This is a genomic window from Arthrobacter sp. 10T425 (assembly GCF_056393985.1).
Genome location: NZ_JBFTGZ010000004.1, coordinates 197,751 through 222,486 on the forward strand (window position 1 = coordinate 197,751; position 24,736 = coordinate 222,486).

Below are 24,736 nucleotides of genomic sequence, written 5' to 3' on the forward strand. Positions count from 1 at the left end.
CTCTGTCTGGCCGGTTCCGATTCCAGCTGCATCAAGGCAAAACCGCGCCGTCCGTCTATCCATGGATGCGATTGCGGCGCCAGTCCTGCGCCCTATCCAAGTATTCCCGCCTTGGCTGGACGAAACCTGACGCCGGTTCTGCGGCTGCCCGGCTCTGCGGTTGGTTGTAGGGCGGGCCCGAAAAGGGGCCACAGCATCCAGTATTCCGAAATCTTTCCCGTTTGGACAAGTGACCGGCCGGTAACCGGGCGTCGAGGGGGACGCCTTTAGGCCTCTTTAGAGATTGTGGGCCACCAGCTCCAGCCCGATTACCAGCAGGCTCAACACGACTTCGGCGAACATGATGGCGGCCTTGTGACGCAGCGGGATCTCGAGGCGGCGGATCGCGAGGAACCCGACGATGCCGAGCGAAACAACCAGAACAGCGACTGCCCACCCGAGGGCAACGGCCGTCGACCACAGACCGAGGCCGGCTGCCGTGAGGAGGAGCAGCGGGGTGACCAGGACGCCGAGGCCGCCCGCGCTGACCGCGATCATGTGGTGCAGCTCCTCACCGGTGGGAAGCTTCGAATGAACAGTCAGGTGGCTCAGGAGGTCGGCGACGAAAATCCCCAGCAGGGAGCCGATCACCACGATGCTGAGCGTCGCCGCCGCTGCCAGCGGCGTGGTCTCGTCCGCGTGACTCCGAAGCGCCAACACCACGGCCAGGCTCGTGAAGATGATGTATACACGTTCTTTGAGGCTCGCCGCGCGTTGGCGGGCTGAGGGTGAAGGAGGCACGGTCGGTTCTGTCGCTTGCATCAGAGAAGGCCTTCCGGTCAGCGTCACGGGAACGAACGAGGAAAGCCCACGGCCGCGACGATCCATATCCATGCCATCCCATAGTCCACCCGGAAATCCCGTCAAGGCCAGCCCCCGGGAGGTGAATGCGCTACTGGTCATTGTTGCCGCAGCGCCCGTTCGAGGGCCCAGACAGCAACAGACAGCAAACGCGGGGCCACTTACGGCCCGTCCGGACGTGCCGGAAGGGCGGTAAGTGACCCCGCGATGCTTTGTTCAGGGGTGCTGCGGCTGATTAGTCCACCGGTTAGTCCACCGGGCTGTAGCGGGCGAGGTCCGCGGCGTTGGTCGCCGCGCTCATCAGCAGTGCCGCCGCCAGCATGTGAGCGCCGACGAGCAGCGCCGGGATGCCGTTGTAGTACTGCGTGAAGCCGATTGCGGCCTGCAGCACCGTGACGCCCAGGAGCATGAACACCGCGGAGCGGAACGGCCCCTGAATCCGCCCGCGGACCACAAGGACCAGCGCGAACAGCGCGCCGGCGGTCACCAGGTAGGCGGGCACGGCGTGGATGTGCGCGAACAGGTCCCAGTCGAGGTCGTTGCGCGGGGCGTTCGCGTCCCCGGCATGCGGACCGGCGCCGGTCACCACCACACCGAGGCAGACCGCGACGGCGGAGAGGACCGCGACGGCGGTCATCACCGGGCGGGCAACGCCCGGCAGGGCGGGAAGCTGCACGGTCCGGGCCTTGCCCGTGCGGCCGTACGCCCGGTTCACCAGAAGGGTCGCCAGGACAACGAGGGCCATGGACACGAGGAAGTGCAGGCCCACGACCCACGGGTTCAGCTGGGTCAGCACCGTGATGCCGCCGATGACGGCCTGGGCCGGGATGCTGGCGAGCAGGCCGAGGGCCAGCAGGAAGAGGCCGCGGCGCTCCTTGCGGAGGTTCCACAGATAGACCAGCATCATCACGGCGACAGCCGCCAGCGCAAACGTCAGGAGCCGGTTGCCGAATTCGATGATTCCGTGGATCCCCATTTCCGGGGTGGTCGCCAGGGACCCCTCCGTGCAGCGCGGCCACGTGGGGCAGCCAAGGCCAGAGGCCGTCAGGCGGACGGCGCCGCCGGTCACCACCAGGACGATCTGGCCAATGAGGGACAGCACGGCCAGCCGCCTGACCGTCTTATCGACTCGGACAGGCAGCCGGGAGGTGATTCCGGAGACAATCCGGGGAGTTCGTGACGCCGTGCTCACAGTTTTCTCAATTCCACTTAAACCAACGGGTTGCTGCGCCGCCGGCGATCGCCGTCCAGAGCAGCAGGACAAGAACGGCGGCACCATTGACGCTGCCGTACAGGAAAGCATCCCTCAGCGCCTGGCCCAGCGCGCCGGAGGGGAGGAAATGCACCACAGCCTGGGCCAGCGCCGGGAGCCGTTCGGCCGGAATCACGATTCCGCCCAGCGCGCCGAGCAGGATCCAGAGCAGGTTGGTGATGGCCAGGGTCGCCTCCGGCCGGACCGTCCCGGCGACCAGCAGCCCGAGTGCCGTGAAGGCGGCGGCGCCGAGGATCAGGATGGCCAGTCCGGGCAGCCAGCCCGCGGGATTGGGCTGCCAGCCCAGCAGCACGGCCACCGCGGTCACGATGAGCACCTGCAGGAACAGCACCGCCAGGACGGCCAGGACCTTCCCCGCAATCAGGCCGGTGCGGCCCAGGGGTGTCGTGGAAAGAAAGCGCAGGACGCCGTAGCGGCGATCGAAGCCGGTGGAGATGCCCTGCCCGGTGAAGGCCGTGGACATGGCGCACAGGGCCAGGATGCCGGGGACGGCGACATTGATGCGGCTCGAACCGAGCCCGTCCAGCAGCGGCGTCACGGTCAGCCCGACCATGGCCAGCAGCGGCAGCACGATCGCGAGGATCAGCTGCTCGCCGTTCCTGAGCATGGTGACTGTCTCGTACTGCCCCTGCAGCAGGATGCGGCGCAGCAGGGAAGCGGGCGCGCTGCCATGCGCGGCGGGGGGCGCGCCGGCACGGCGTGCGCTCTCCAGCGGGGCACCACCTGTTACGCGGTTCATCGGATCTCCCTTCCGGAGATGTCCAGGAAGACGTCCTCGAGGCTGCGCGCTTCAAGGCTCAGGGAGCTGGGCATGATCCCGCGCTGGGCCCACCACGCGGTGATCGCGGCGAGGTCGGCGGGGGTCAGGGCTCCGGTCACGGCGTAACTGCCGGCCCGCGCCTCGGTGACGTCGACGCCGTCGGGCAGCACGCCGGCGAAGTCCAGGCCTGGTTCGGTTTCGAACAACAAGGTGCGGATGTGCTGCGACGCGTCGCCCGCCGGGAGCTGGTGGCGCAGGAGCTGGGCGACGGTGCCCTCGGCGACATTGCGGCCGGCGTCGATGATGTAGACGTAGTCCGCCAGCCGTTGGGCGTCGTCCATCAGGTGCGTCGTCAGGATGATGCCCATGCCGCTGTTCCGCAGTTCGGATATGAGATCGAAGACCATTTGACGGGACTGCGGGTCGAGGCCCGCGCTGGGCTCGTCGAGGAACAGGACCTCCGGATTGCCGACCAGCGCCGCGGCCAGGGCGAGGCGCTGTTTCTGCCCGCCGGACAGGCGCCGCACGTTGGTGCGGCTGAAGGAGTCGATGCCCAGGCGGCCGATGAGTTCATCCACCGGCCACGGGTCCTGGTACATGCCGGCGATGTGCCGCAGCAGGGGGATGGGCCGGGCCGACGGCGGCAGGCCGCCGTCCTGCAGCATCACGCCCACCCGGGCGCGGAGGCCCGCGCCGGCCGAATCCGGATCGTGGCCGAGTAGGCTGATGGCGCCGGCGGTGCGCTTTTGCAGCCCCTGGGCGCATTCGATGGTGGTGGTCTTGCCCGCGCCATTGGCGCCGAGCAGGGCCGTGACTTGGCCGCGTTCGGCGATGAGGGAAAGGCCGCTGACCACGCGCAGCATCTTGCCGTCGAGGGTGGGCAGTGGACCAACATCCTTGACAAGCCCGCTGATGGTCAGAACGGGGGATTCGGGAGATCGCACCACAGCATTCTACGCGATGTAGTACGTCGGCTCCCCGGAGGGGGCGTCCCGCAGGCAAGCCATGCCTTACTGGAATGCCGGACTAAATTACGACATGATTGTGTTGTGTATTCCATGAGCCCCCTTGTGTCCGGAGCCGCTGTGTCTGGAGCAGCTGTGTCCGGAGGCCCTGTGTCCGGAGCCGCTGCGTCCGCAGCCCCGTCCGCGCGCGGCGCCGCGCGCGTCAGGCCTGCCCGGGTACACGTGGCGGCCGTTCCGGACGCAGTTCCCGCGGCTGCCGGCACCCACACGCACGACGCCGAAGAGCGCACGCGCGACCGCGTCCTGAACGCGGTCCTGGAACACGGACCCATCAGCGCAGCCGAACTCGGCGACCTCCTGGGCTTCACTCCGGCCGCCGTGCGCCGCCACCTGGACCACCTCGCGCGCACCGGAGTGATTGAGGTCAAGCGGGTTGCCCGCGCCGGTGCCGGCGCCGGACGGCCCGCCCGCCGCTACGTCCTGAGCTCCCAGGGCCAGTCGAACCTGGGCAACGACTACCTCGACATCGCCTCCGTGGCGCTGCGCCGGCTCGGCGAGGCGGCCGGCCCCGAGGCCGTACGGCAGTTCGCCGTCGAGCGGTTCGCCGACATGGAGCGCCGCTACGCACCGGAGATCGAGCAGGCCGGACCGGACATCACGGCCCGCGCCCAGGCTCTCTCAGCGGCGCTGAGCCGCGACGGGTTCGTCGCCTCGGCGCAGTCGATCGAAGCCAAGGCCCCGCTCCCGGCGGCGCTCTCCAGCGTCCAGCTCTGCCAGGGGCACTGCCCCATCCAGCACCTGGCTGCCCAGTTCCCCGTGTTCTGCGACGTGGAGACCGAAGTGTTCTCCCGGCTGGTCGGCGTCGATGTGCGCCGGCTGTCCACCCTGGCGCGCGGCGGGCACGTCTGCACCACCCACATACCTACGGGCCGTCCGGCCGCCGTCGGGACTCCCAGTCCCGTTGCACCGGTCAACCCGGACGAAGTATCCAAACCATCTCCAAGAAAGGCCGTGATGACGGACCAACTATCAGAGAAGAAGGTTGCTGACTCTACTGTGATTTCGGAGATTCTGGAAAAGAATCCCGAGCTCCACGGAATTGGCACCTATGAGTACGGCTGGGCCGACAAGAACGACGTCGGGGCCAACGCCCGCCGCGGCATCAATGAGGACGTTGTTCGCGATATTTCGGCCAAGAAGAACGAGCCGGAATGGATGCTCGACCTCCGGCTCAAGGGCCTGAAGTACTTCGACCGCAAGCCCATGCCCACCTGGGGCGCGGACCTGTCCGGCATCGACTTCGACAACATCAAGTACTTCGTGCGCTCCACCGAGAAGCAGGCCGCCACCTGGGAGGACCTGCCCGAGGACATCCGGAACACCTACGAGAAGCTGGGCATCCCGGAAGCCGAGCGCAGCCGCCTCGTCTCCGGCGTCGCCGCCCAGTACGAGTCTGAAGTGGTCTACCACCAGATCCGCGAGGACCTGGAAGCCCAGGGCGTCATCTTCCTGGACACCGACACCGCGCTGCGCGAACACCCGGAGATCTTCCAGGAGTACTTCGGCACCATCATCCCGGTGGGCGATAACAAGTTCGCGTCGCTGAACACTGCCGTCTGGTCCGGCGGTTCCTTCGTGTACGTGCCCAAGGGCGTCCACGTGGACATCCCGCTGCAGGCCTACTTCCGCATCAACACGGAAAACATGGGCCAGTTCGAGCGCACGCTGATCATCGCCGACGAGGACTCCTACGTCCACTACATCGAAGGCTGCACCGCGCCGATCTACACCTCGGACTCGCTGCACTCCGCCGTCGTGGAAATCATCGTCAAGAAGGGCGCCCGCGTCCGCTACACGACCATCCAGAACTGGTCCACCAACGTGTACAACCTGGTCACCAAGCGCGCCATCTGCGAAGAGGGCGCCACCATGGAGTGGATCGATGGCAACATCGGCTCCAAGGTCACCATGAAGTACCCGGCCGTCTACCTCGTGGGCGAAGGCGCCAAGGGCGAGACCCTGTCCATCGCGTTCGCCGGCGAAGGCCAGCACCAGGACACCGGCTCCAAGATGGTCCACATCGCGCCCAACACCAAGAGCTCGATCATCTCCAAGTCCGTGGCCCGCGGCGGCGGCCGTGCTGCCTACCGCGGCCTGGTCCAGGTCCGCGAAGGCGCCAAGCACTCGGCCAACACGGTCCGCTGCGACGCCCTCCTGGTGGACACCATCAGCCGGTCGGATACCTACCCGTACATCGACATCCGCGAGGACGACGTCACGATGGGCCACGAGGCCACGGTCTCGCGGGTCAGCGAAGAGCAGCTGTTCTACCTGATGTCCCGCGGCATGCGCGAAGACGAGGCCATGGCGATGATCGTCCGCGGCTTCATCGAGCCGATTGCCCGCGAACTGCCGATGGAATACGCCCTCGAGCTGAACCGACTGATTGAACTGCAGATGGAAGGATCGGTCGGTTAATGACTGACATCACTACTGAAAAGGCCCGCATCGGCGCGCCCTCAGCCCAGCCGTTCATCAACGGCTTCACCGAGGAAGGCGAAAGCCTCTCACCGCTGAACGCCGCGGAGTCCAAGGCGCCGCTGGCCGGCGAAGCCGTCAAGCGCCACTCGCACGGCGGCGGCGTCGGCGTACCGGACAGCTCACGCGCCGGCCGCCTGACCTCCTACAAGCTGGCGGACTTCAAACCGCTGACCGGCATGGAGGAGGACTGGCGCTTCACCCCGCTCAAGCGCCTCCGCGGCCTGCACACCGAGGTCCTCACCGGTGCGGCGCCGGCCGTGAGCGTCACCGCTCCGGACAGCGTCAGGGTCGAGACTGTCGGCCGTGACGACCGCCGGATCGGCTCCGCCGCCATCCCCGAGGACCGCGTCTCCGCGAACGCCTGGGAGAACTTCGCCGAGGCCACCGTCATCACGGTCCCGTCCGAGGTCGAGGTGGAGGGCGAGGTCAGCGTGCTGCTGACCGGCCAGGGCACCGAAGCTTCCGCGCAGCACGTCGTGATCGTCGCGGAAAAGTTCTCCAAGTCCGTCGTCGTCCTGGACCACCAGGGCACCGCCGTCGTCTCGGAAAACATCGAAATCCTCGTCGAGGACGGCGCGCAGCTGACCGTCATCTCGCTCCAGGAATGGAACGACGACGCCGTCCACGCCTCCTCCCAGCAGGCGAAGCTCGGCCGCGACGCGAAGTTCAAGCACATTGTGGTCAGCCTCGGCGGCGACCTTGTGCGGGTCACGCCTTCGGCACGCTTCACCGCCCCGGGCGCCGAAGTGGAACTGTTCGGCCTGTACTTCGCCGACGCCGGCCAGCACCTCGAGCAGCGCCTGTTCGTTGACCACGCCGTGGCCAACTGCAAGTCCAACGTCCTGTACAAGGGCGCCCTGCAGGGCCGCAACGCGCACACCGTGTGGGTCGGTGACGTTCTGATCCGCAAGGAAGCAGAAGGCACCGACACCTACGAGGCCAACCGCAACCTGGTCCTGACCGACGGTGCCCGCGCCGATTCCGTGCCGAACCTTGAGATTGAGACCGGCCTGATCGCCGGCGCCGGCCACGCCAGCGCCACCGGACGATTCGATGATCAGCACCTGTTCTACCTGATGGCCCGTGGCATCCCGGAAGAGGTGGCCCGCCGCCTGGTGGTCCGCGGGTTCCTGAACGAGATCATCCAGAAGATCAACGTTCCGGCCATCGAAGAGCGCCTCACGGAAGCCGTCGAGCGCGAACTCGCGGCGACCAACCACTAGTGCGCAGCACCAGAGAACACGGACGACATCAATGACTGAACAGCCAAAGGGCGAGCTAGTCTGCAACGCCAGCGAGATCCAACTCAAGCAGGCGCTGCGGATCCTGATCGACGACTACCCGGTAGCGATCGTGAAGGACTCGATGGGGGAGATCCACGCCATCGGCGACACCTGCTCGCACGCGGACATTTCGCTCTCCGAAGGAGAAGTCGAAGGCTGCAAGATCGAGTGCTGGGGCCACGGCTCCCAGTTCGACCTGCGCAGCGGCGAGCCGCTCCAGCTGCCGGCCTATGATCCCGTTCCCGTGTTTGCCGTGACCGTCATGGATGACGAGGTCTACGTGGACTTCACCAACGTCCTGAACGGCGCCGAGGCTCCCAACTTCAGCTAGCTGCCTGCAGCCGGCAACCCGCACAAGAAAACTTATCGCCAAGAAAACGCACAGTGCCGAGGGCACGGTGCAGAGGAGAACAAGACACATGTCGACTCTTGAGATCAAGGACCTGCACGTCAGCATTGACACCGAGCAGGGCACCAAGGAAATCCTGAAGGGCGTCAGCCTGACCATCAGGACCGGCGAGACGCACGCCATCATGGGCCCCAACGGCTCCGGCAAGTCCACGCTGGCGTCCACCATCGCCGGGCACCCGCGCTACAACGTCACCTCCGGCACGATCACCCTCGACGGTGAAGACGTCCTCGCCATGAGCGTCGACGAGCGCGCCCGCGCCGGCCTGTTCCTCGCCATGCAGTACCCCGTCGAGGTCCCGGGCGTGAGCATGACCAACTTCCTGCGCACCGCCAAGACCGCGATCGACGGCGAAGCCCCCAAGCTGCGCACGTGGACCAAGGACGTCAAGGCCGCCATGGCGCAGCTGCGCATCGACGCCGACTTCACCCAGCGCAACGTCAACGAAGGCTTCTCCGGCGGCGAGAAGAAGCGCGTCGAGATCCTCCAGCTCGAGCTCTTCAAGCCGAAGTTCGCCATCCTCGACGAGACCGACTCCGGCCTGGACGTCGACGCGCTCAAGGTTGTCTCCGAGGGCGTCAACCGCGCCCACGGCGAAGGCAACATGGGCACCCTGCTCATCACGCACTACACCCGGATCCTGCGCTACATCAAGCCGGACTTCGTGCACGTGTTCGTCGATGGCCAGGTTGTGGAAGAGGGCGGCCCGGAGCTCGCCGACCGCCTCGAAGACGAAGGCTACGACCGCTACGCCACCGGCGCAGGGGCGGCCACCATCGCTGCCGCCACGGCTGCAGCCCAGGCGTAGTTAGGACTCCGCAATGACCGAACTCAATGTGGCCCGCACGGGCCTCGAGGATGTCGAAGAGGCGCTCAAGGATGTGATCGACCCGGAACTCGGGGTGAACATCGTTGATCTGGGCCTGCTGTACGGTCTGAAGTACTCGGACGACGACGGCGCCCTGCTGATCGACATGACGCTCACCACCGCTGCCTGCCCGCTCACCGACGTGATCGAGGAGCAGGTCGGCAAGGCCCTGGACGGGATCGTCGACGACTGGCGGCTCAACTGGGTGTGGATGCCGCCATGGGGTCCGGAACGGATCACCGAGGACGGCCGCGACCAGATGCGCGCCCTGGGCTTCAACATCTAGGTCCCCACCGCCTCCCTAATTACGCCGACGGCGGCCCCACCTCATTGAGGCGGGGCCGCCGTCGTCATTTCGTTCCGGCGTTCCCGCCGCCGTTCCCATATCGTCCCGGCGGTGGTCTGATAAAGACAACGGGTCCACACGCTTCGGGCCGGGCACGCCGTCGAACAGGAGGCACACGGGAATGGATGCCACGCCACCGCCGCGGCCCTCCGATGCGGGCAAGGACTTCGTGGTTGTCGAGGACAGCGGCGAGTTCTCCTACTACCGGTCCCGGGAAGCCCTGCTGGCCGACTTCGAATATGTCGGTGAAGCTCCGTGCATCATGGACCGCAGCGCCACTACCTACCGGCTGGAGCTGGACGAGAACCGCCACCTGCGCATGGGACCGCCCCTGGGATCGGTGGAGTTCCACTGGCTGCGCCAGGCCCTCGCCGAGGCGCGTGACGTGCATCCCGAGTCCCTCCGGCTGCAACGGGTTGACCCCGTCGGGCTCGCCGGGCTCGTGGCCGGACTGTTCGAGACGCTGCAGCTGGAACGCGGAACCGATGCTGAGCTGGGGCTTTGGAGCCTGGACATCGACGGTCTGGCGACGCGGCGCAATGCGCTGGCCGACGTCGACCGCCTCCTGGCCGGAAACGACCGGCTGGAATCGGTCCTCGTGACCGACCCCTTCGGGCACCAATACCGGCCCGTGTGGCACGCAAAGCACCGGCACCTGGGCCACGCCGGATTCCTCAGCTACGTCGAGGTCCCGGTCCGGCGCCGGCCGCGCGGGTGAGGCCTCGGGTTTAGGCCCGAGAGTTGGGCCCAAGGGTTGGCGCCAGGGGGCTGGGGCTAAGGGGTGGGGCTAAGGCGTTGCCACCGCGAACGTGTCGCACTTGTTGATGTCCCCGGTGGTGTACCCCTGGTAGAACCACTTCTGCCGCTGGGCACTTGAGCCATGGGTCCATGCCTCCGGTGAGACGCGGCCCGTGGCGGCCTTCTGGATGCGGTCATCACCGACGGCGGAGGCCGCCGACAGGGCGTCCTTCACGTCCTGGTCAGTGAAGGGGTCGAGATAGGGCTGGCCGGTCTTGGGATCCGCCTGCGTCGTTGCATAGTGGGCCCACAGCCCTGCGTAGCAGTCTGCCTGGAGCTCAACCCGGACACCCCCGGAGCCGGGGCCCTGCGGATCCTGTTGCGCCCGGTCGAGGTCGCCAAGCAGGTTCTGGACGTGGTGGCCGAATTCGTGGGCCACCACATATTCCTGCGCCAGGGGGCCGCCTGAGGAGCCAAACCGGTCCACAAGCTCCTGGAAGAAGCCGGGATCGAAGTACGCCGTGGTGTCAACGGGGCAGTAGAACGGCCCCACGTCCGAGGTGGCGGCGCCGCAGCCGGTGTTGGTTCCGCCGGTGAAGATCACGGCCTTCGGCCGCGGGTACTTGGTGTTGTACTGCGACAGATAGGCCGGCCAGAAGGCGTTCAGGCTGTTGACCGTGCCGGTGATCCTGCAGTCGAGGCGGGCGTCGGCGTCGGCGCCGGTCTGGCAGGCGGGGGCAGAGCCCTGGCTCTGCGACTGGGGCTCCTGGACGGTGCCGGCCAGACCCTCGAGAAGCTGGGGGTTGATGCCAAAGAGGGCTGCCAGCAGCAGGATGATGCCACCGCCGATCCCGCCGCCGATCATCGGGCCGCGGCCCATCCCGCGACGGTCCTGGACTTGTGACGGGTCCAGCGGGGCGTTGTCGTTAAAGCTCATGGAGTCACAATATCCCGCACACGCAGCCGCGGCGCCCGGCAACGCTAAAGTTGGTTCGATGCCTTTTCTCGACAGACTCCAGCGCTGGGCCGATGACCGTCCCGACGAGACAGCCGTCGTCGTGTCCGGAGAGCACCTCAGCTGGTCGGCCCTGCGGGACAAAGCGGCGGCCCTGGTGCCTTCGGCGCCGGCCATCACTGTGCTGTCCGAACAAAATTCAACCCACTTCGCCATAGCGTTCGCCGCGGCCGTGGCTGGTGAGCGTCAGTGCGCCGTGTTGGACCCGGCCTGGCCCCAGCAACTCCAGGACGGCATCACCGCCCGCATCGCCGGGACGGAAACGGGTCCGGCGCGTGCAGCTCCCGGGCCGGACCCGTTCCTGGTCGACGGGCCGCCGGAGACCTCGTTCCTGGTCGGCCTGACGTCCGGCACCACCTCGGTGCCCAAGGCGTTCACCCGCTCGCGGCGGTCCTGGCAGGAATCCTTCGAGGCCTCCATCGAATTCTTCGCACTGACGCAGGACGACAAGTCCCTGGCTCCCGGGCCGCTCGCGGCAAGCCTGAACCTCTATGCCCTCGCCGAATGCCTGTATGCCGGCGCCGAGTTCCACAGCCTGGACCACTTCGACGTCGGTGCCGCCCACGCGGCCGTCAGCCACGACGGCATTACCCGCCTGGTCCTGGTGCCCACCATGCTCCGGCTGCTCAGCGAGCGGGGCCTTACCGGCGGTGTCGATGCCTCCGGCATCCGCAGCATCATCTGCGCCGGTTCCAAGCTGGACGCCCGGACGCTGGAGGCGGCCCGGCGCTGGGCCCCCAACGCGACCATTTTCGAGTACTACGGCGCCTCCGAGCTCAGCTTCGTCTCGGGCGCCGGGTTGCGCCCGGGCGAGCCCGTCGAGCCGGGCGGGACCGGCATCGGGAAGCCCTTTCCCGGCGTCGAAATCCGCATCCTCGGCGACGACGGCGCCGAACTCCCGGACGGCAGCGACGGCAACATCTGCGTCCGCAGCGGCATGGTCAGCAACGGCTACCTGTGGGGTGACGACGGCCAGGCGCTGCGCTGTTTCGACGGCTGGTACACCGTGGGGGACCAGGGCTACCTCTCCGACGGGACCCTGCACATGCTGGGCCGCCGCTCCGACATGATCATCACCGCCGGCACCAACGTCTACCCGCATGAGGTCGAGATGGCGCTGGCCTCCGTCCCGGGCGTCGCGGCGGCCGTGGCGGCCGGCATGCTTGACGATCTTCGCGGCCAGCGCGTCGTGGCCGGCGTCGTGCCCTCGCACGGGGCGGTCACCGCCACCCAGCTGCGGTCCGGGATCGACGATGTGCTGGCCCGGAACAAGCGCCCCCTGGAGTACTTCGTGCTGACTGAGCTGCCCCTGACGGACCGCGGCAAAATCAGCCGGCAGCTGCTGCTGGACTGGGTGGCCCGGAACGATCCCAGGATCCGGCGTCTTGACTGAGCCGCGCGCGGGCAGCGGGCCGGCAGCACCCGGGCGGCCGACCCGCGGGACGTCGTTCCCCGGGCGGTCTGTTCCCGGGCTGTCTTTCCCGGGGCTGCTGCCTGAGGACAGGCAGCCGGTGATCATCGCCGCGCGCCGGACGCCGCTGTGCCGGGCCAACGGGGCCCTGAAGAAGCTGCGCGCTCACGAACTCCTGGCTCCGGTGCTCCGCAGCCTGCTCGCCGATGCCGGCGCCGGCGCAACCGCAGAGGCCGTGACCGACGTCGTGATCGGCAACGCCGTGGGCGGCGGCGGGAACGTTGCCCGGCTCGCCGCGCTGGAGGCGGGCCTGCCGGTCACCGTCCCCGGCGTCACCGTGGACCGGCAATGCGGCTCCGGTCTGGACGCGATCGTCCTGGCCTCCCGGCTGGTCGCGGCGGGCGGCGGCGGCCTGTACCTTGCAGGCGGCGTCGAGAGCATCAGCACAGCTCCGCTCCGCGCCCACCGCAACGACGACGGCAGCCCGGACTTCTACAGCCGGGCCCAGTTCGCGCCGCTGAGCTTCGGCGACCCCGACATGGGGGTGGCGGCCGAAAACGTCGCCGCCCACTTCGGCATCAGCCGGCAACGCCAGGACGCTTTCGCGCTCCGCAGCCACCAACGCGCCTTGGCAGCCGCGGCCGCCGGGACGTTCGACGCCGAAATCGTGCCCCTCGCCGCCGGCTCCGGGGGGTCCGCGGCAGCCGACGACGGTCCGCGGCCGAGTCTTGGCCCGGCCCTGATGGCCCGTTTCCCGCCTGTATTTGCCAGCGGCGGCACGGTCACGGCCGGTAACTCCTGTTTCGACGCCGACGGTGCCGCCGCCGTCGTTGTCACGTCCATGGAGCGGGCCCGGCAGCTGGGCGCCGCCGACGGGCTGCTGGTCCTGGGAACCGACACTGCCGGGGTGGCGCCGCAGCTCCTCGGCATCGGCGCGGCCGCGGCGGCCGAACGGCTCCTCGCGGCACACGGACTGACGGCCGCGGACGTGGGCCTGGTGGAATTCAACGAGGCCTTCGCGGCCCAGACGCTCGCGTGCTTTGACCAGTTGGGAATCGACCCGGACCAGGCCAACCTCGACGGCGGCGCCCTGGCCCTCGGTCACGCCTATGGAGCCTCGGGCGCGGTGCTGGTCACCCGGCTGCTCGCACAAGCACGCAGGTCCGCCGAGCCGGGCCAGCTAGCCCTGGCGATGATCAGCATCGCAGGCGGCATGGGCACGGCCGCGCTGCTGGGGTACGCGCGCCTGACCTGACCCCGGGAGGGGGACATGTGCGTGGCAGGTGCCGGCGGGGGACATGCCCAGTCCTGGGCACGAGGAGTGGACATATGGGCCACATGTTCACTGGCTGCGGGCAGGGGAGGGCATGCCCATTCTTCGCCTGGACACCGGGGGGACATGCCCATTCTTCGCGGCGCAGGGTGGACATATAGGCCAAATCTCCACTTGCGGCGGTGAACTGCTCCCCGGAAGTTGGACTGAGATATTCAGTTCCGACTCCCGGGGAGCAGTTCGCGGCCGGGGGAGGGCATGTCCACCGGGGGAGGCAGGGGAGCCGCGGGCCGGGCGTCCGGGCGGCCTAGTCTTCCGGGTCCTCCGGCTCGCCCAGCCCACGGGCGGCGAGGGCTTCGCCGGTCTGCCGGGCGAAGGCCACCGTGCTGATGAAGACGGGCAACACCAGGGCCCGCGGGTTGCGTTCGAGCCCGCGCGCCCGGGCCGAGTCGCGCACGTCCGTGTAGGCCCCGGCAACGAACGGGATGCTGCGGAGCATGATGGCGATGGTCAGGGCGAAGCGTTCCGGGTCCGCACCGAAGCGCCGGAACGGCCGGGCAAGCGACGCCACGCCGTCGAGGAGTGCCTGCACGGGAGTGGTGGCGGTCAGGATTGACGCCGCGACGACGCAGACCAGGACGTTCAGGACGATCCGGGCGGCGGTCGGTGCGCCCAGCTGCCACCACTGGAAAAGCCCGATCGCCACGAGTACCGGAAGAACCGGACGCACCGCGCGGAACAGCCGGGCCGGGCCGGCCCCGCTGAGCAGGAACAGTCCGCAGAGCAGCACCAGCATGACAGCCGACACGGCCCAGTCCGCGATCAGGAACGACGTCATTCCGCACCCAACGACCAGCAGGAACTTCAGCCACAGCGGCGCACGGTGGATCAGGGACGAGCCCGGCACATACGCCGCCAGCAGGAAGCCGTGGCCGCTCACGCCTGCTCCCGCCGGGCCTGGTCGGGCACGGCCCGCTCCAGCCGGCCGCCGGCTACGCCGCCGAGCCCACCGCCGGCTGGGATGCCGTCAGCCGCTGGCAGGCCCGCCGCGCTCAGGGCGCGGTAACGGGCGACGGCGGCCGCCGGTTCGCCGTCGAACACCACCTTCCCGGCGTCCACCACCAGGACGCGGTCCATGTCCAGGGCCAGCTCGAGGTCGTGGGTGGACAGAATCACCTGCTGGCGGAGCCCGGCGAGGGTGCGCCGCAGGAGTTCGCGGTTCCGCAGATCCAGCAGCGTGGACGGCTCGTCCAGGACCAGCACCTCCGGATCGACGGCCAGGACCGCGGCCAGCGCCAGGAGCTGGCGTTCGCCGCCGGAGAGCTCATAGATGCTTTGGTCCGCCAGCGGCAGGAGGCCGAAGCGTTCCAGGACCGACTCCGCGTGGGCCCTGCGCTCGGTGGCGTTGCGGATGGAGCGGCGCAGGGACAGTTCCACATCCTCGCGTCCGGTGGGCATGACGAGCTGGGAGAGCGGGTCGGTGAACACGAAGCCCACGCGGCGGCGGACCTCACGGACGGCCCGGACGGTATCGGCGCCGTCGACTCTCACGGTGCCGTCGCTGGGTGCCACGAGGCCGTTCAGGAGCCTCAGGAGGGTGGACTTGCCCGAGCCGTTGGCCCCGATAACCCCGATTCGCCGTTCCGTCAGGTCGAGCGAAAACTCCTGGAGCAGCGTCTTGGGTGCGGGGCGGCCGTCAACCGGCACCCGCACCGAAACCCGGTCCAGGACGATGATGCTCACGGGCGGGTGTCAACCGTCCGGACACGGCGCAGCAGCAGGTCCGGGAAGGCCTTGTGCAGGGCCAAGGCGATGCTGACGGCCAGGACGTTCTTGATGATGTCGCCGGGGTAGAACACGAGATCGGCCAGGAAGGCTTTGGAGAAGTCCAGCTTGGCGTTGACCATCATGCCCAGGATGCCCAGGCCGTGGATGAAGACGATGCTGCTCACCATGGCGGCGGCGAACAAGAGGATGGCACGCAGTCTGCCTTTGCGGTTGGCGGTGCGCTTGAGCACGACGACGGTCAGCCAGCCGACGGCCGTGGCGGCCAGCAGGAACCCGATGATGTAGCCGGCGGAGGGTCCGGCGAGGACGCCCAGCCCGCTGCGGCCGCCACTGAAGATCGGCAAGCCGGCGAAGCCCAGGAGCAGGTACAGGCCGACGGCGGCGAAGGCCCGGCCAGGGCCCAGGGCCAGGCCCGTGAGCATGACGGCTAGGGTCTGCAGCGTGATGGGCACGCCGAGGCCGCCTACGGGAATGGCGGCGATCAGTGCCGAAGCGGCCACCAGGGCGGCGAAGACGGCGATGAGGCCAAGGTCGGTGGCATTCCAGCGGACCCGGCGGCGCGGGGTCCTGGCTGCGGCGGGACGGTCGGTTTGCGTCATGATGTTCCTGTCGGGGTGCTGCGGCGGAAATATGGATTGTGATATCGACTGTACGGTCGCGGCGGGGACTGTTTTTTGTAGGCGCCCCACTAACGCGCGGCCCGGTTGCTGGAGGGCACCGCCAATGAACACGGCCAGCCGGCCGGGCCAGCATCGCGACGGCGGCTGCCTACTGCCATTCGTGCCAATGTCATGGAGCCGGGGTGGTGCCGGTAGACTTGCAGAGGCCGTGCTCTCGCATCGCCCTGCCCCGGCCCCGCCCAGACTCCACCCGTCGTGCCGCGGTATTCCCTGTTGTGAAAGGCCTTAGCTGCATTGATTACCGTCCAGGATCTCGAACTGCGCGCCGGCGCCCGCCTCCTCATGGACCAGGTGAGCTTCCGGATCGACAAGGGAGACAAGATCGGTCTGGTCGGCCGTAACGGTGCAGGCAAGACAACGCTGACCCGGGTGCTCGCGGGCGAGGGCCTGCCCGCCGCCGGCAAGGTAACCCGCACCGGCGAAATCGGTTACCTGCCGCAGGATCCGCGCACCCCGGACATGGAGCAGCTCGCGCGGGACCGGATCCTGTCCGTCCGCGGCCTGGACATTGCCGTGGGCAAGCTCCGCCTGGCGCACGAAGAGATGGCCAGCGAGGACGCTACGGTCCAGCGCAAGGCGATGAACCGCTATGACCGGCTTGAATCCGAATTCCTGGCCGCCGGCGGCTATGCCGCCGAAGCCGAGGCGGCAGCGATCTGCTCGAACCTCGCCCTGCCGGACCGGCTGCTGAACCAGCCGCTCAAGACCCTGTCCGGTGGACAACGGCGCCGCGTCGAGCTTGCGCGCATCCTGTACTCGGACGCCGAAACCATGCTCCTCGATGAGCCCACCAACCACCTCGACGCCGATTCCATCTCCTGGCTCCGTGAGTTCCTCAAGAACCACCAGGGCGGGCTGATTGTCATCAGCCACGACACCGAACTGCTTGAAGCGACCGTCAACAAGGTCTTCCTCCTCGACCCCAACCGCGCGCAGATCGACTTCTACAACATGGACTGGAAGCGCTACCTCAACCAGCGCGAAACGGACGAGCGCGCCCGCAAGCGTGAACGGGCCAATGCGGAGAAGAAGGCCCAGGTCCTCATCGACCAGGCCAACAAAATGCGCGCCAAGGCCACAAAAGCCGTCGCCGCCCAGAACATGGCCAAGCGCGCCGAGCGCCTGCTCGGCGGCCTCGAAGCCGTCCGCGCGACCGACCGCGTGGCAGCACTGCGCTTCCCGGATCCGTCCCCCTGCGGCAAGACCCCGCTCACCGCGGACGGCCTCAGCAAGTCTTACGGCTCGCTGGAGATCTTCACCGACGTCGACCTTGCCATTGACCGCGGGTCCAAGGTGGTCATCCTGGGCCTCAACGGCGCCGGCAAGACCACGCTGCTGCGGATGCTGGCCGGCGTCGACAAGCCGGACACCGGCGAAGTCGTTGCGGGCCACGGCCTGAAGGTGGGCTACTACGCGCAGGAGCACGAGACGCTCGACGTGGACCGCACTGTCCTGCAGAACATGCGCTCCTCCGCCCCGGACATGAACGACGCGGAAGTCCGCAACATCCTGGGCTCATTCCTGTTCTCCGGCGACGACGTCGACAAGCCCGCCGGTGTGCTCTCCGGCGGCGAGAAGACCCGGCTGGCGCTGGCCACCATCGTGGCCTCGAGCGCGAACGTGCTGCTCCTCGACGAACCCACCAACAACCTGGACCCCGCCAGCCGCGCCGAAATCCTCGGGGCCCTGAGCAACTACACCGGCGCCGTCGTCCTCGTGAGCCACGATGAGGGCGCCGTCGAGGCGCTCAACCCGGAGCGTGTCGTCCTGCTTCCCGACGGCATCGAGGACCACTGGAACGAAGACTACCTGGACCTCATCACGCTGGCGTAAGTCACCCAACCGACCCGAAGCGGGGGCCGTTCCCGGCACGGAAAACGGCCCCAGCAGCGAGGCAGCCGGGTCAGCGGACCGGCATCTCTTCCGCGCCTGTGATCCGGTGCAGGTCCGCGTAGCTGATCGAGAACATCGAGTTGTGATCCCCTGCCCCCGCCCAGAGCACGCGGTGGGCCGACAACGACTCATCCAGCAGAGTCCGGATCTTCTCCGGGTGGCCTACCGGGGCGACGCCGCCCACCTCCTGGCCGGTGTGGGCCAGGACGAACTCGGGGGAGGCACGACGGATCTTGCCCGTGCCCAGCCGGTCCGCGACCTTGCGGACGTCCACCTTGGCCGCGCCGCTGGCCAGGATGAGCAGCGGGGTGCCCCCGAGCTCAAACACCAGGCTGTTGGTGATCGCCGCGACATCGCAGCCCAGCGCCGCGGCGGCCGCTGCCGCCGTCGGCACCTTCGCGTCGAACACCGTCACGGTGTCCTGGGCGCCCAGGGCGGTGAGGGCACGCTTGACGTTGGCCACCGGCCCGGGAAAGGCGTCAGGGCTCATCGCTCAGAACCCCTGGGCGTCGAGGATGGCGTCTTCCTCTTCTTCCGCCGTCGCGTTCTTGCGCTTCCGCGGAGCAGGACGACGGCGGGCCACCGGGCCGCTGGAGTGCAGGAACACGCCCTCGGCGGCCTCCGCTTCGGCGTCCTCCGCGTCGATCGCGGCGTTGCGGGCCTGCTGCCTGGCCGCGTAGCCGAACCCGACGAACATCAGCACGCCGAACGCGAACCACTGCAGGGAGTAGGACAGGTGGGTGCCTTCATCAGTGGTCGGTTTAGGGAACGGGAACGGCATGTCCTGAACCGACGGCGACTCGGAGGCCAGCTGTCCGTAGGCGCCCGTCAGCAGCGGATAGCCCAGCTGCCCGGAATAGGCGGAGAGGTCGATCGAGGCCAGCTGTCCGTCAGGGGCGCCGCGCTGCAGCTCGGGCTCGGCCGGCTTGAGGCGGGCAACCACCGTCACCGGCCCCTGCGGCGGGGCAGGCACTGAGTCGGGCCGTCCCGGGGTGTTGTTGCCGATGGGCAGCCAGCCACGGTCGATCACCACGGTTTCGCCGGACTGAAGCTTGAAGGGAACCACCACCTCGTAGCCGGGCTGGCCGTTGAGCGGGCGGTTGCGGACAATGCGCTGGCCGGCGGCGTCGTAGCTGCCCTTCAGTTCCACCTGGGTCCACTCCCGCTCCGGATTCAGCCGGCCGAACTGGTCCCGGACATCGGCGAACGGGACAGGGGTGGCCGAGTAGTTGGAGACCACCCGGTTGATTTCGGCCAGGGTCTCGGCGCGGCGGTCCATCTGCCACCGGCCCAGCCCAACGCAGCCGGCAGCGAAGATCGCGGCCAGCAACAAGTACCCCAGCCATTTACTGGAGAAGAGAAAGCGGTACATTCAGCCGATCCTGCCTGACGGGTCGAGAGGGGCGGTCACTGCCGGGAGGGGGACGTTCTCTGTGCCGAGGACCACAGTCTCTTTCCACAGTCCGCGCGTCTGGAGGTAGTCCTCAAGCCACGCGCGGTGCTCCCCGCACGCCAGCCAGATCTTGCGCCGCTCCGGGGTGTGGATCTTGGGATTGTTCCACAGCAGCTGCCATTCCGCCGCCGCGCGGCAGGCTTTCCGCGAGCAGACGGTGCCGGGGGCCGCGGCCTTGTCCCCACCGGTCCCGGCCAGGTCAAAGAGATTCATGAAGCTGCCCGTCCGTGGTCGTCGTCGTTCTCATCTTCGATCAGCTCACCCTGCAGCAGCGTCCCTGCACCGTCTGCGCCGTCGCTCAGATCCTGCCCGTTTGGATCCTGCCCGGCGGGGCCCGCGGTTTCCGGTGCGTCCAGCTCTGCGAGCGGAGCATAGTCCAGGAGCGAGTCACTGTGGATTTCCGCCTTGTCGCTGCCGTTGGCGATCACCACCGCCACCCAGGGCAGGAAGACGGCGCCGGCAATCGGCAGGAGCTTGAACCAACCATCCACGACAAAAATCAGGATCAGGCAGACCATGCGGATGCCCATGGCGATGGCATACTTCACCATCCGCTGGTGCATCTCGTCCGAGTGCGCAGCAGCAGCGTCGGTGATGCTGTGCACCTCGGTACCGCCGGACTCGGAGTCCGGCCTCCCGGGCACATGAGCACCGGGTCGGTTTTTGAGTGTCACGGCTGTCAGATCACGCTCCCAAGGCTTACTTCGATTCTCTCACCATCGGCGGAGCCGCCCAAACGGAAGCGAACCGGGCGCTAAGATCGGAGGCAGGAAAATTCCAGCCCCCAGCGCGGCCCTCCCTGCCGCAGAATCCCGGAGCCCCATATGACTGACACATCCACCACTGGCCGCAGCGTTCTGATCACCGGCGGAAACCGCGGGATCGGCCTGGCCATCGCCGAGTCCTTCCTGGCCAACGGCGACAAGGTGGCCGTGACCTTCCGCAGCGAATCGTCGCTGCCCGAGGGCATCCTCGGCGTCAAGGCGGACGTCACGGACGAAGCGTCGGTGGACGCCGCGTTCGCGGAAGTCGAAGCCGCCCACGGCCCGGTGGAAGTCCTTGTGGCCAATGCCGGCATCACCAAGGACACGCTCCTGATGCGGATGAGCGAAGACGACTTCACCTCGGTGATCGACACGAACCTCACGGGCGCCTTCCGGGTGATCAAGCGCGCATCCAAGGGCATGATCCGGGCGCGCAAGGGCCGCGTGGTGCTGATTTCCTCCGTCTCCGGCCTCTACGGCGCGCCGGGCCAGATCAACTACTCCGCCTCCAAGGCAGGCCTGGTGGGCATCGCCCGGTCGCTCACCCGCGAGCTCGGCGCACGCGGGATCACCGCGAATGTCGTCGCGCCCGGCTTCATCAACACCGACATGACGGCCGAGCTGCCCGAGGCCACGCAGAAGGACTACCTGACCAAGGTTCCCGCCGGCCGCTTCGCCGAGGCCTCCGAGGTCGCCAACGTCGTGCGCTGGATCGCCAGCGACGAGGCGTCGTACATTTCCGGTGCGGTCATTCCGGTCGACGGCGGCCTCGGAATGGGCCACTAGCCCCTGACACAGCAGGACGACGCAGGACTCCTGCGGAGCACAGCGGACGACGGCGGATTCCGCCCTCGTCCGCTGTGCTGTGTCCGCTTGTTCTGTGTCCGCTTGTTCTGAGTCCGCTGTCTATTGCAACCCGGACCGGGCCACTGGAGACGCATACTTTTCCGTGCCGGGGTCCGCGGCGGGCCTTTTTGCCCTTGGCTCCGGGGCTCCTGGAGCGTGTAATGGGCTCACAGCCCCTGACCATGCCGCGGCAGGGGCGTGGACGCAGGAGGAAATCATGAGTGATCTCAGCAAATGGACGCCCTCGGACATGCTGGAACCGGTCCGCCGCTTCCTTGACGGTGATCTGTCCATAGCGCCAGGGATCAAGATCGAACAGTTCCAGGAGGGCACCACCCTGGTGGTGCGGGCGGAAGCGCCGGGGATCGACCCGGACCGGGACGTCGACGTCTCGGTCGGCGAGGGCGTGCTAAATATTGCGGTGGAGCGGCGGGAGTCGTCCGAGCACAAGAGCAAGGACGGTTACCGCTCGGAGTTCCGCTACGGCCGGGCCGCCCGGAGCATCGCGCTGCCCGCAGGGGTGAGGGAAGAAGACATCACCGCCACGTACAAGGACGGCGTCCTGGAAGTCCGCGCACCGGCGCCCAAGGTTGTGACCGGTGAAGCGACGACGAAGATCCGGATCGACCGCGGCTGACCCACCCCCGGCATGTTCAAGCCACGTGACGACGGAACTACGCCGCCGGGGCTTCTTTGTGGATGCTGAACAACTGTAATGGCGCGGTCCGCTGGCATGATGGATTGCAGACCCACAGTATTTGGACGTTTGGAACAAAGGAGCTCGTATGGGACTGCTGGAGAACAAGACTGCGATCGTGACCGGTTCGTCGCGCGGAATCGGCGCCGAAGTGGCCAAAATCCTCGCCGCCGAGGGTGCGGCCGTCGTCGTCAACTACCGCCAGAAGGCGCCGCGCGCCAACAAGGTCGTCGCCGAGATCGAAGCCGACGGCGGCCGTGCCGCGGCCGTCGGGGCGGACCTCACCACCCAGGAAGGCGTCCAGGCCCTCGCCAGCGCCGCGATGGAGAACTTCGGCTCGCTCGACCTCCTGGTCCTCAACGCCTCCGGCGGCATGGAGACCGGCATGGAAGAGGGCTACGCGCTGAAGCTGAACCGCGACGCCCAGGTGAACATGCTCAACGCCGCCGTCGCGCTCATGCCCCACGGCTCGCGCGTGGTCTTCGTGACCAGCCACCAGGCCCACTTCATCGACACGGTGCCCACCATGCCCGAGTACGAGCCCGTGGCCCGCAGCAAGCGCGCCGGCGAGGATGCACTCCGGGCACTGGTCCCGAACCTGGCCGAGAAGGGGATCACGCTCGTGGTCGTCTCCGGCGACATGATCGAGGGCACCGTCACGGCCACCCTGCTTGACCGGTCCAACCCCGGCGCCATCGAGGCCCGCCGCGCAGAAGCCGGCAAGCTGTACTCGGTCAAGGAGTTTGCAGCGGAGGTCGCCAAGATGGCCTCGGCCGACGTCGAAACCGGCCACACGGAATACGTTGGCGGTGCGGATTATTTCGGTAAGACCGCGGACCAGGCAGCGGATAAGAGCTCCAGCTAGGCGCAGGCCGCCACGCGCGCCGGGATGGCGCGTAGAGAAGGCACGTCCCGGCAATGTTTGACTAAACATTGCCGGAACGTGCCTTCCCGGTTAATGCATCAGACTCCGGCGATATACCGGACGGCGTCAAGATAGGGAAGGTTGACGACGGCGTCCGCGGCAGCGCGGACGGCCGGCTTCGCGTTGAAGGCGATGCCGATCCCGGCGGCGCCCAGCATGTCGAGGTCGTTCGCGCCGTCGCCCACGGCGATCGTGTGTTCCATCGGGATGCCCTCGGCCGCAGCCCATTCGCGCAGGTACTTCTCCTTGGCCGCCCGGTCGATCACGTCGCCGAGCACCTTGCCGGTCAAAGCGCCGTCGACGATTTCGAGTTCGTTCGCGATCCAGTAGTGCAGCCCCAGGTCTTCGGCGATCGGCTGGAGGATCTGGTTGAAGCCGCCGGACACGACGGCCACGGCATGGCCGGCAGCCTGGAACGCCGCCACCAGCTCGGCGGCGCCCTCGGTCAGCCTGACCTCGGCGCGGACCGACTCGACGACGTCCGCGGGCAGCCCCGCGAGGACCGCCACCCGGGCGTGCAGGCTCTGGGCGAAGTCCAGCTCGCCGCGCATGGCCGCCTCGGTCACCGCCGTCACTTCCTCGCGCTTGCCGGCGTAGGCGGCCAGCAGCTCGATTACTTCCTGCTGGATGAGGGTGGAGTCCACGTCCATGATGAGGAACTTCCGGGGCGCGCTGCGCAGTGCTGCCGGAACCAGGGCCGTGTCGACGCCCTCGATGCCGGCGGCCGCCAGCGCACGGCGCGCACCGTCCAGGCGGGCTTCCGCAACCGCGGCGGCTGTGGCGGCGTCGGCAGTCCGTCCGTCCCGTCCGGTGTCCGGGCGGCTGTCCACTCCGCCGGCCTGGGAGTCGCCCCGGGAGGAGTCCAGTGAGTCGTCCTGCACACTGTCCAGGGCGCAGTCGACGGCGTACACCTCGAAGCGGGCGTCGCCGGTCCGGGTTTCCGCCCCGACGCCCAGCCCGGCGGCCGTCAGGAGCGAACGCAGCCGCTGGATGTCGGGAAGGGACAGTTTCAGGCCGTAGCTCACTGCGGTCACGTTCGAACTCATGGCCTCAATCCTAGCGAGCGGGCGGCGGGCGGCCCGAATTCGTTGCGCCCGGGCGGGCGCCGCGTGACGCTCCACGGCAGGGCGCGGCGCCGGTTATCAGTCACCCGCTTTTTTGTCCTAGTGTCTACTCCTATGAGTGATGTTCTTGAAATGGCCGGGGTCAGTGTTGTACGTGGGGCGAAGACGCTCCTGGACAAGGTCGACTGGCAGGTCAAAGAGGGCGAACGCTGGGTGATCCTGGGCCCCAACGGCGCCGGCAAGACCACGCTCCTCCAGCTGGCCGCGGCCCGCATCCACCCGACCTCCGGAATGGCGGGCATCCTCGAGGAAGTCCTCGGCGCCGTCGACGTCTTCGAGCTCCGCCCCCGGATCGGGCTGTCCTCCGCTGCGCTGGCCAGCCAGATCCCCGAGCACGAGAAGGTCCTCAACGTGGTGGTCACCGCCGCGTACGGCGTGACCGGCCGCTGGCGCGAGGGCTACGAGAAGGACGACGAGCGGCGCGCCTTCGGGCTGCTGAACGAGTGGGGGATGGGCCCGCTGCTCAACCGCCCCTTCGCCTCGCTTTCCGAGGGGGAGCGCAAGCGCGTCCAGATTGCCCGCGCCCTCATGACCGATCCCGAGCTCCTGCTCCTGGACGAGCCGGCCGCGGGGCTCGACCTCGGCGGCCGCGAGGACCTGGTCCAGCGCCTGAGCGAACTCGCCCGCGACGACGCCGCCCCGGCGATCGTCCTGGTCACCCACCACCTCGAAGAAGTGCCGCCAGGCTTCACGCACGCGATGCTCATGCGCGACGGCGGCGTCGTGGCTTCCGGCCCGCTGCGGGAGGTCCTCACGGCGGAAAACCTGAGCGAAACGTTCGGCCTGCCGCTGGACGTCAGCGTCAACGCGGGCCGGTACACCGCGACCGCCAGCCGCTGACGGG

General features: G+C 68.2%; 26 protein-coding genes and 1 pseudogene. 14 read left to right on the forward strand and 13 right to left on the reverse strand.

The genetic code is table 11. The annotated features are described in order from the left end of the window. Window positions 1-276: 276 nt before the first annotated feature. The 4 genes from AC1DDH_RS06700 to AC1DDH_RS06715 all read right to left on the reverse strand — a co-directional run bounded on the left by AC1DDH_RS06700 (window position 277) and on the right by AC1DDH_RS06715 (window position 3,817). Window positions 277-780, reverse strand: coding sequence for a hypothetical protein (locus tag AC1DDH_RS06700; protein WP_476855930.1), 504 nt, complete (start codon window positions 778-780; stop codon window positions 277-279). Window positions 781-1,087: 307 nt separating this feature from the next. Then, entirely contained in the window at window positions 1,088-2,032 is a 945-nt protein-coding gene (locus AC1DDH_RS06705) for a COX15/CtaA family protein (RefSeq protein WP_476955095.1), read from the reverse strand. Between the two features lie 7 nt (window positions 2,033-2,039). Continuing rightward, window positions 2,040-2,852 carry an ABC transporter permease gene (locus AC1DDH_RS06710; protein WP_230008147.1) on the reverse strand — a complete coding sequence of 271 codons (813 nt, stop codon included), beginning with the start codon at window positions 2,850-2,852 and terminating at the stop codon, window positions 2,040-2,042. Next, on the reverse strand, window positions 2,849-3,817 hold the full coding sequence (locus AC1DDH_RS06715) for an ABC transporter ATP-binding protein (RefSeq protein ID WP_028275511.1): 969 nt from the start codon (window positions 3,815-3,817) through the stop codon (window positions 2,849-2,851). Before AC1DDH_RS06715 ends, AC1DDH_RS06710 begins: the two co-directional genes overlap by 4 nt. A 114-nt stretch (window positions 3,818-3,931) precedes the next feature. On the opposite strand from AC1DDH_RS06715, the pseudogene AC1DDH_RS06720 reads away from it, so the two are divergent. From AC1DDH_RS06720 to AC1DDH_RS06750, 7 genes and pseudogenes are all read left to right on the forward strand, one after another. Continuing rightward, window positions 3,932-4,853 (forward strand): annotated as a pseudogene (locus tag AC1DDH_RS06720) (helix-turn-helix transcriptional regulator). Then, window positions 4,853-6,316 carry a Fe-S cluster assembly protein SufB gene (gene sufB / locus AC1DDH_RS06725; protein ID WP_223917411.1) on the forward strand — a complete coding sequence of 488 codons (1,464 nt, stop codon included), beginning with the start codon at window positions 4,853-4,855 and terminating at the stop codon, window positions 6,314-6,316. Before AC1DDH_RS06720 ends, sufB begins: the two are co-directional and overlap by 1 nt. Further along, window positions 6,316-7,602: a Fe-S cluster assembly protein SufD gene (gene sufD / locus AC1DDH_RS06730; protein WP_476855926.1), complete on the forward strand. Its 1,287-nt coding sequence runs from the start codon at window positions 6,316-6,318 to the stop codon at window positions 7,600-7,602. The genes sufB and sufD overlap by 1 nt, the downstream gene beginning before the upstream one ends. A 31-nt stretch (window positions 7,603-7,633) precedes the next feature. Continuing rightward, on the forward strand, window positions 7,634-7,993 hold the full coding sequence (locus AC1DDH_RS06735; RefSeq protein WP_476955096.1) for a non-heme iron oxygenase ferredoxin subunit: 360 nt from the start codon (window positions 7,634-7,636) through the stop codon (window positions 7,991-7,993). Window positions 7,994-8,081: 88 nt separating this feature from the next. After that, the gene (gene sufC, locus AC1DDH_RS06740) at window positions 8,082-8,879 is read left to right on the forward strand and encodes a Fe-S cluster assembly ATPase SufC (protein WP_476858597.1); all 798 of its coding nucleotides are present in this window, start codon (window positions 8,082-8,084) and stop codon (window positions 8,877-8,879) included. A gap of 13 nt (window positions 8,880-8,892) precedes the next feature. Further along, window positions 8,893-9,225 (forward strand): metal-sulfur cluster assembly factor, encoded by a 333-nt coding sequence (locus tag AC1DDH_RS06745; protein WP_018772973.1) that lies wholly within the window; start codon window positions 8,893-8,895, stop codon window positions 9,223-9,225. A gap of 181 nt (window positions 9,226-9,406) precedes the next feature. Then, window positions 9,407-10,003 (forward strand): hypothetical protein, encoded by a 597-nt coding sequence (locus AC1DDH_RS06750; protein WP_476872554.1) that lies wholly within the window; start codon window positions 9,407-9,409, stop codon window positions 10,001-10,003. Window positions 10,004-10,072: 69 nt separating this feature from the next. Here AC1DDH_RS06750 and ypfJ read toward each other — a convergent pair whose 3' ends face one another. Next, a complete protein-coding gene (ypfJ, locus tag AC1DDH_RS06755) occupies window positions 10,073-10,960 on the reverse strand; it encodes a KPN_02809 family neutral zinc metallopeptidase (RefSeq protein WP_476849629.1) in 888 nt (295 codons plus the stop codon). Between the two features lie 58 nt (window positions 10,961-11,018). Between ypfJ and AC1DDH_RS06760 the strand changes: the two genes are divergently transcribed. Beyond that, the gene (locus AC1DDH_RS06760) at window positions 11,019-12,431 is read left to right on the forward strand and encodes a class I adenylate-forming enzyme family protein (protein ID WP_476955097.1); all 1,413 of its coding nucleotides are present in this window, start codon (window positions 11,019-11,021) and stop codon (window positions 12,429-12,431) included. Between the two features lie 79 nt (window positions 12,432-12,510). After that, the gene (locus AC1DDH_RS06765) at window positions 12,511-13,704 is read left to right on the forward strand and encodes a thiolase family protein (RefSeq protein WP_476955163.1); all 1,194 of its coding nucleotides are present in this window, start codon (window positions 12,511-12,513) and stop codon (window positions 13,702-13,704) included. Window positions 13,705-14,029: 325 nt separating this feature from the next. On the opposite strand, the gene AC1DDH_RS06770 is transcribed toward AC1DDH_RS06765, so the two are convergent. From AC1DDH_RS06770 to AC1DDH_RS06780, 3 genes are read right to left on the reverse strand one after another with little or no spacing between them, the layout of a single operon-like run. Further along, window positions 14,030-14,662 (reverse strand): energy-coupling factor transporter transmembrane component T family protein, encoded by a 633-nt coding sequence (locus AC1DDH_RS06770; RefSeq protein WP_476955098.1) that lies wholly within the window; start codon window positions 14,660-14,662, stop codon window positions 14,030-14,032. Next, the gene (locus tag AC1DDH_RS06775; RefSeq protein ID WP_476955099.1) at window positions 14,659-15,465 is read right to left on the reverse strand and encodes an energy-coupling factor ABC transporter ATP-binding protein; all 807 of its coding nucleotides are present in this window, start codon (window positions 15,463-15,465) and stop codon (window positions 14,659-14,661) included. Before AC1DDH_RS06775 ends, AC1DDH_RS06770 begins: the two co-directional genes overlap by 4 nt. Further along, complete coding sequence (locus AC1DDH_RS06780; protein ID WP_476849634.1) at window positions 15,462-16,109, reverse strand: biotin transporter BioY; 648 nt, start codon at window positions 16,107-16,109, stop codon at window positions 15,462-15,464. Before AC1DDH_RS06780 ends, AC1DDH_RS06775 begins: the two co-directional genes overlap by 4 nt. A gap of 315 nt (window positions 16,110-16,424) precedes the next feature. On the opposite strand from AC1DDH_RS06780, the gene AC1DDH_RS06785 reads away from it, so the two are divergent. Beyond that, window positions 16,425-18,023: an ABC-F family ATP-binding cassette domain-containing protein gene (locus AC1DDH_RS06785; RefSeq protein ID WP_476855914.1), complete on the forward strand. Its 1,599-nt coding sequence runs from the start codon at window positions 16,425-16,427 to the stop codon at window positions 18,021-18,023. Between the two features lie 70 nt (window positions 18,024-18,093). Here the strand turns inward: AC1DDH_RS06785 and AC1DDH_RS06790 are convergent, their stop codons facing one another. From AC1DDH_RS06790 to AC1DDH_RS06805, 4 genes are read right to left on the reverse strand one after another with little or no spacing between them, the layout of a single operon-like run. Next, window positions 18,094-18,573 carry a YbaK/EbsC family protein gene (locus AC1DDH_RS06790; RefSeq protein WP_476948035.1) on the reverse strand — a complete coding sequence of 160 codons (480 nt, stop codon included), beginning with the start codon at window positions 18,571-18,573 and terminating at the stop codon, window positions 18,094-18,096. A gap of 3 nt (window positions 18,574-18,576) precedes the next feature. Beyond that, window positions 18,577-19,455, reverse strand: a complete 879-nt coding sequence (locus tag AC1DDH_RS06795; RefSeq protein WP_476955100.1) for an SURF1 family cytochrome oxidase biogenesis protein — start codon at window positions 19,453-19,455, stop codon at window positions 18,577-18,579. Beyond that, window positions 19,456-19,749, reverse strand: a complete 294-nt coding sequence (locus tag AC1DDH_RS06800; protein ID WP_476955101.1) for a hypothetical protein — start codon at window positions 19,747-19,749, stop codon at window positions 19,456-19,458. It lies immediately after the preceding gene. Next, the gene (locus tag AC1DDH_RS06805) at window positions 19,746-20,210 is read right to left on the reverse strand and encodes a DUF3099 domain-containing protein (RefSeq protein WP_476955102.1); all 465 of its coding nucleotides are present in this window, start codon (window positions 20,208-20,210) and stop codon (window positions 19,746-19,748) included. Before AC1DDH_RS06805 ends, AC1DDH_RS06800 begins: the two co-directional genes overlap by 4 nt. A gap of 150 nt (window positions 20,211-20,360) precedes the next feature. Between AC1DDH_RS06805 and AC1DDH_RS06810 the strand changes: the two genes are divergently transcribed. The 3 genes from AC1DDH_RS06810 (at window position 20,361) to AC1DDH_RS06820 (ending at window position 22,708) form a co-directional block, all read left to right on the forward strand. Further along, window positions 20,361-21,086, forward strand: coding sequence for a beta-ketoacyl-ACP reductase (locus tag AC1DDH_RS06810; protein WP_230008961.1), 726 nt, complete (start codon window positions 20,361-20,363; stop codon window positions 21,084-21,086). A gap of 277 nt (window positions 21,087-21,363) precedes the next feature. Then, entirely contained in the window at window positions 21,364-21,783 is a 420-nt protein-coding gene (locus AC1DDH_RS06815) for an Hsp20/alpha crystallin family protein (protein ID WP_028275538.1), read from the forward strand. 148 nt (window positions 21,784-21,931) lie between these two features. Further along, window positions 21,932-22,708, forward strand: a complete 777-nt coding sequence (locus tag AC1DDH_RS06820; protein ID WP_476849639.1) for an SDR family oxidoreductase — start codon at window positions 21,932-21,934, stop codon at window positions 22,706-22,708. A gap of 98 nt (window positions 22,709-22,806) precedes the next feature. On the opposite strand, the gene serB is transcribed toward AC1DDH_RS06820, so the two are convergent. Then, window positions 22,807-23,814 (reverse strand): phosphoserine phosphatase SerB, encoded by a 1,008-nt coding sequence (serB, locus tag AC1DDH_RS06825; protein WP_476955103.1) that lies wholly within the window; start codon window positions 23,812-23,814, stop codon window positions 22,807-22,809. A 132-nt stretch (window positions 23,815-23,946) separates the two neighbouring features. On the opposite strand from serB, the gene AC1DDH_RS06830 reads away from it, so the two are divergent. Further along, window positions 23,947-24,732 carry an ABC transporter ATP-binding protein gene (locus AC1DDH_RS06830; RefSeq protein ID WP_476955104.1) on the forward strand — a complete coding sequence of 262 codons (786 nt, stop codon included), beginning with the start codon at window positions 23,947-23,949 and terminating at the stop codon, window positions 24,730-24,732. Window positions 24,733-24,736: the final 4 nt, after the last annotated feature.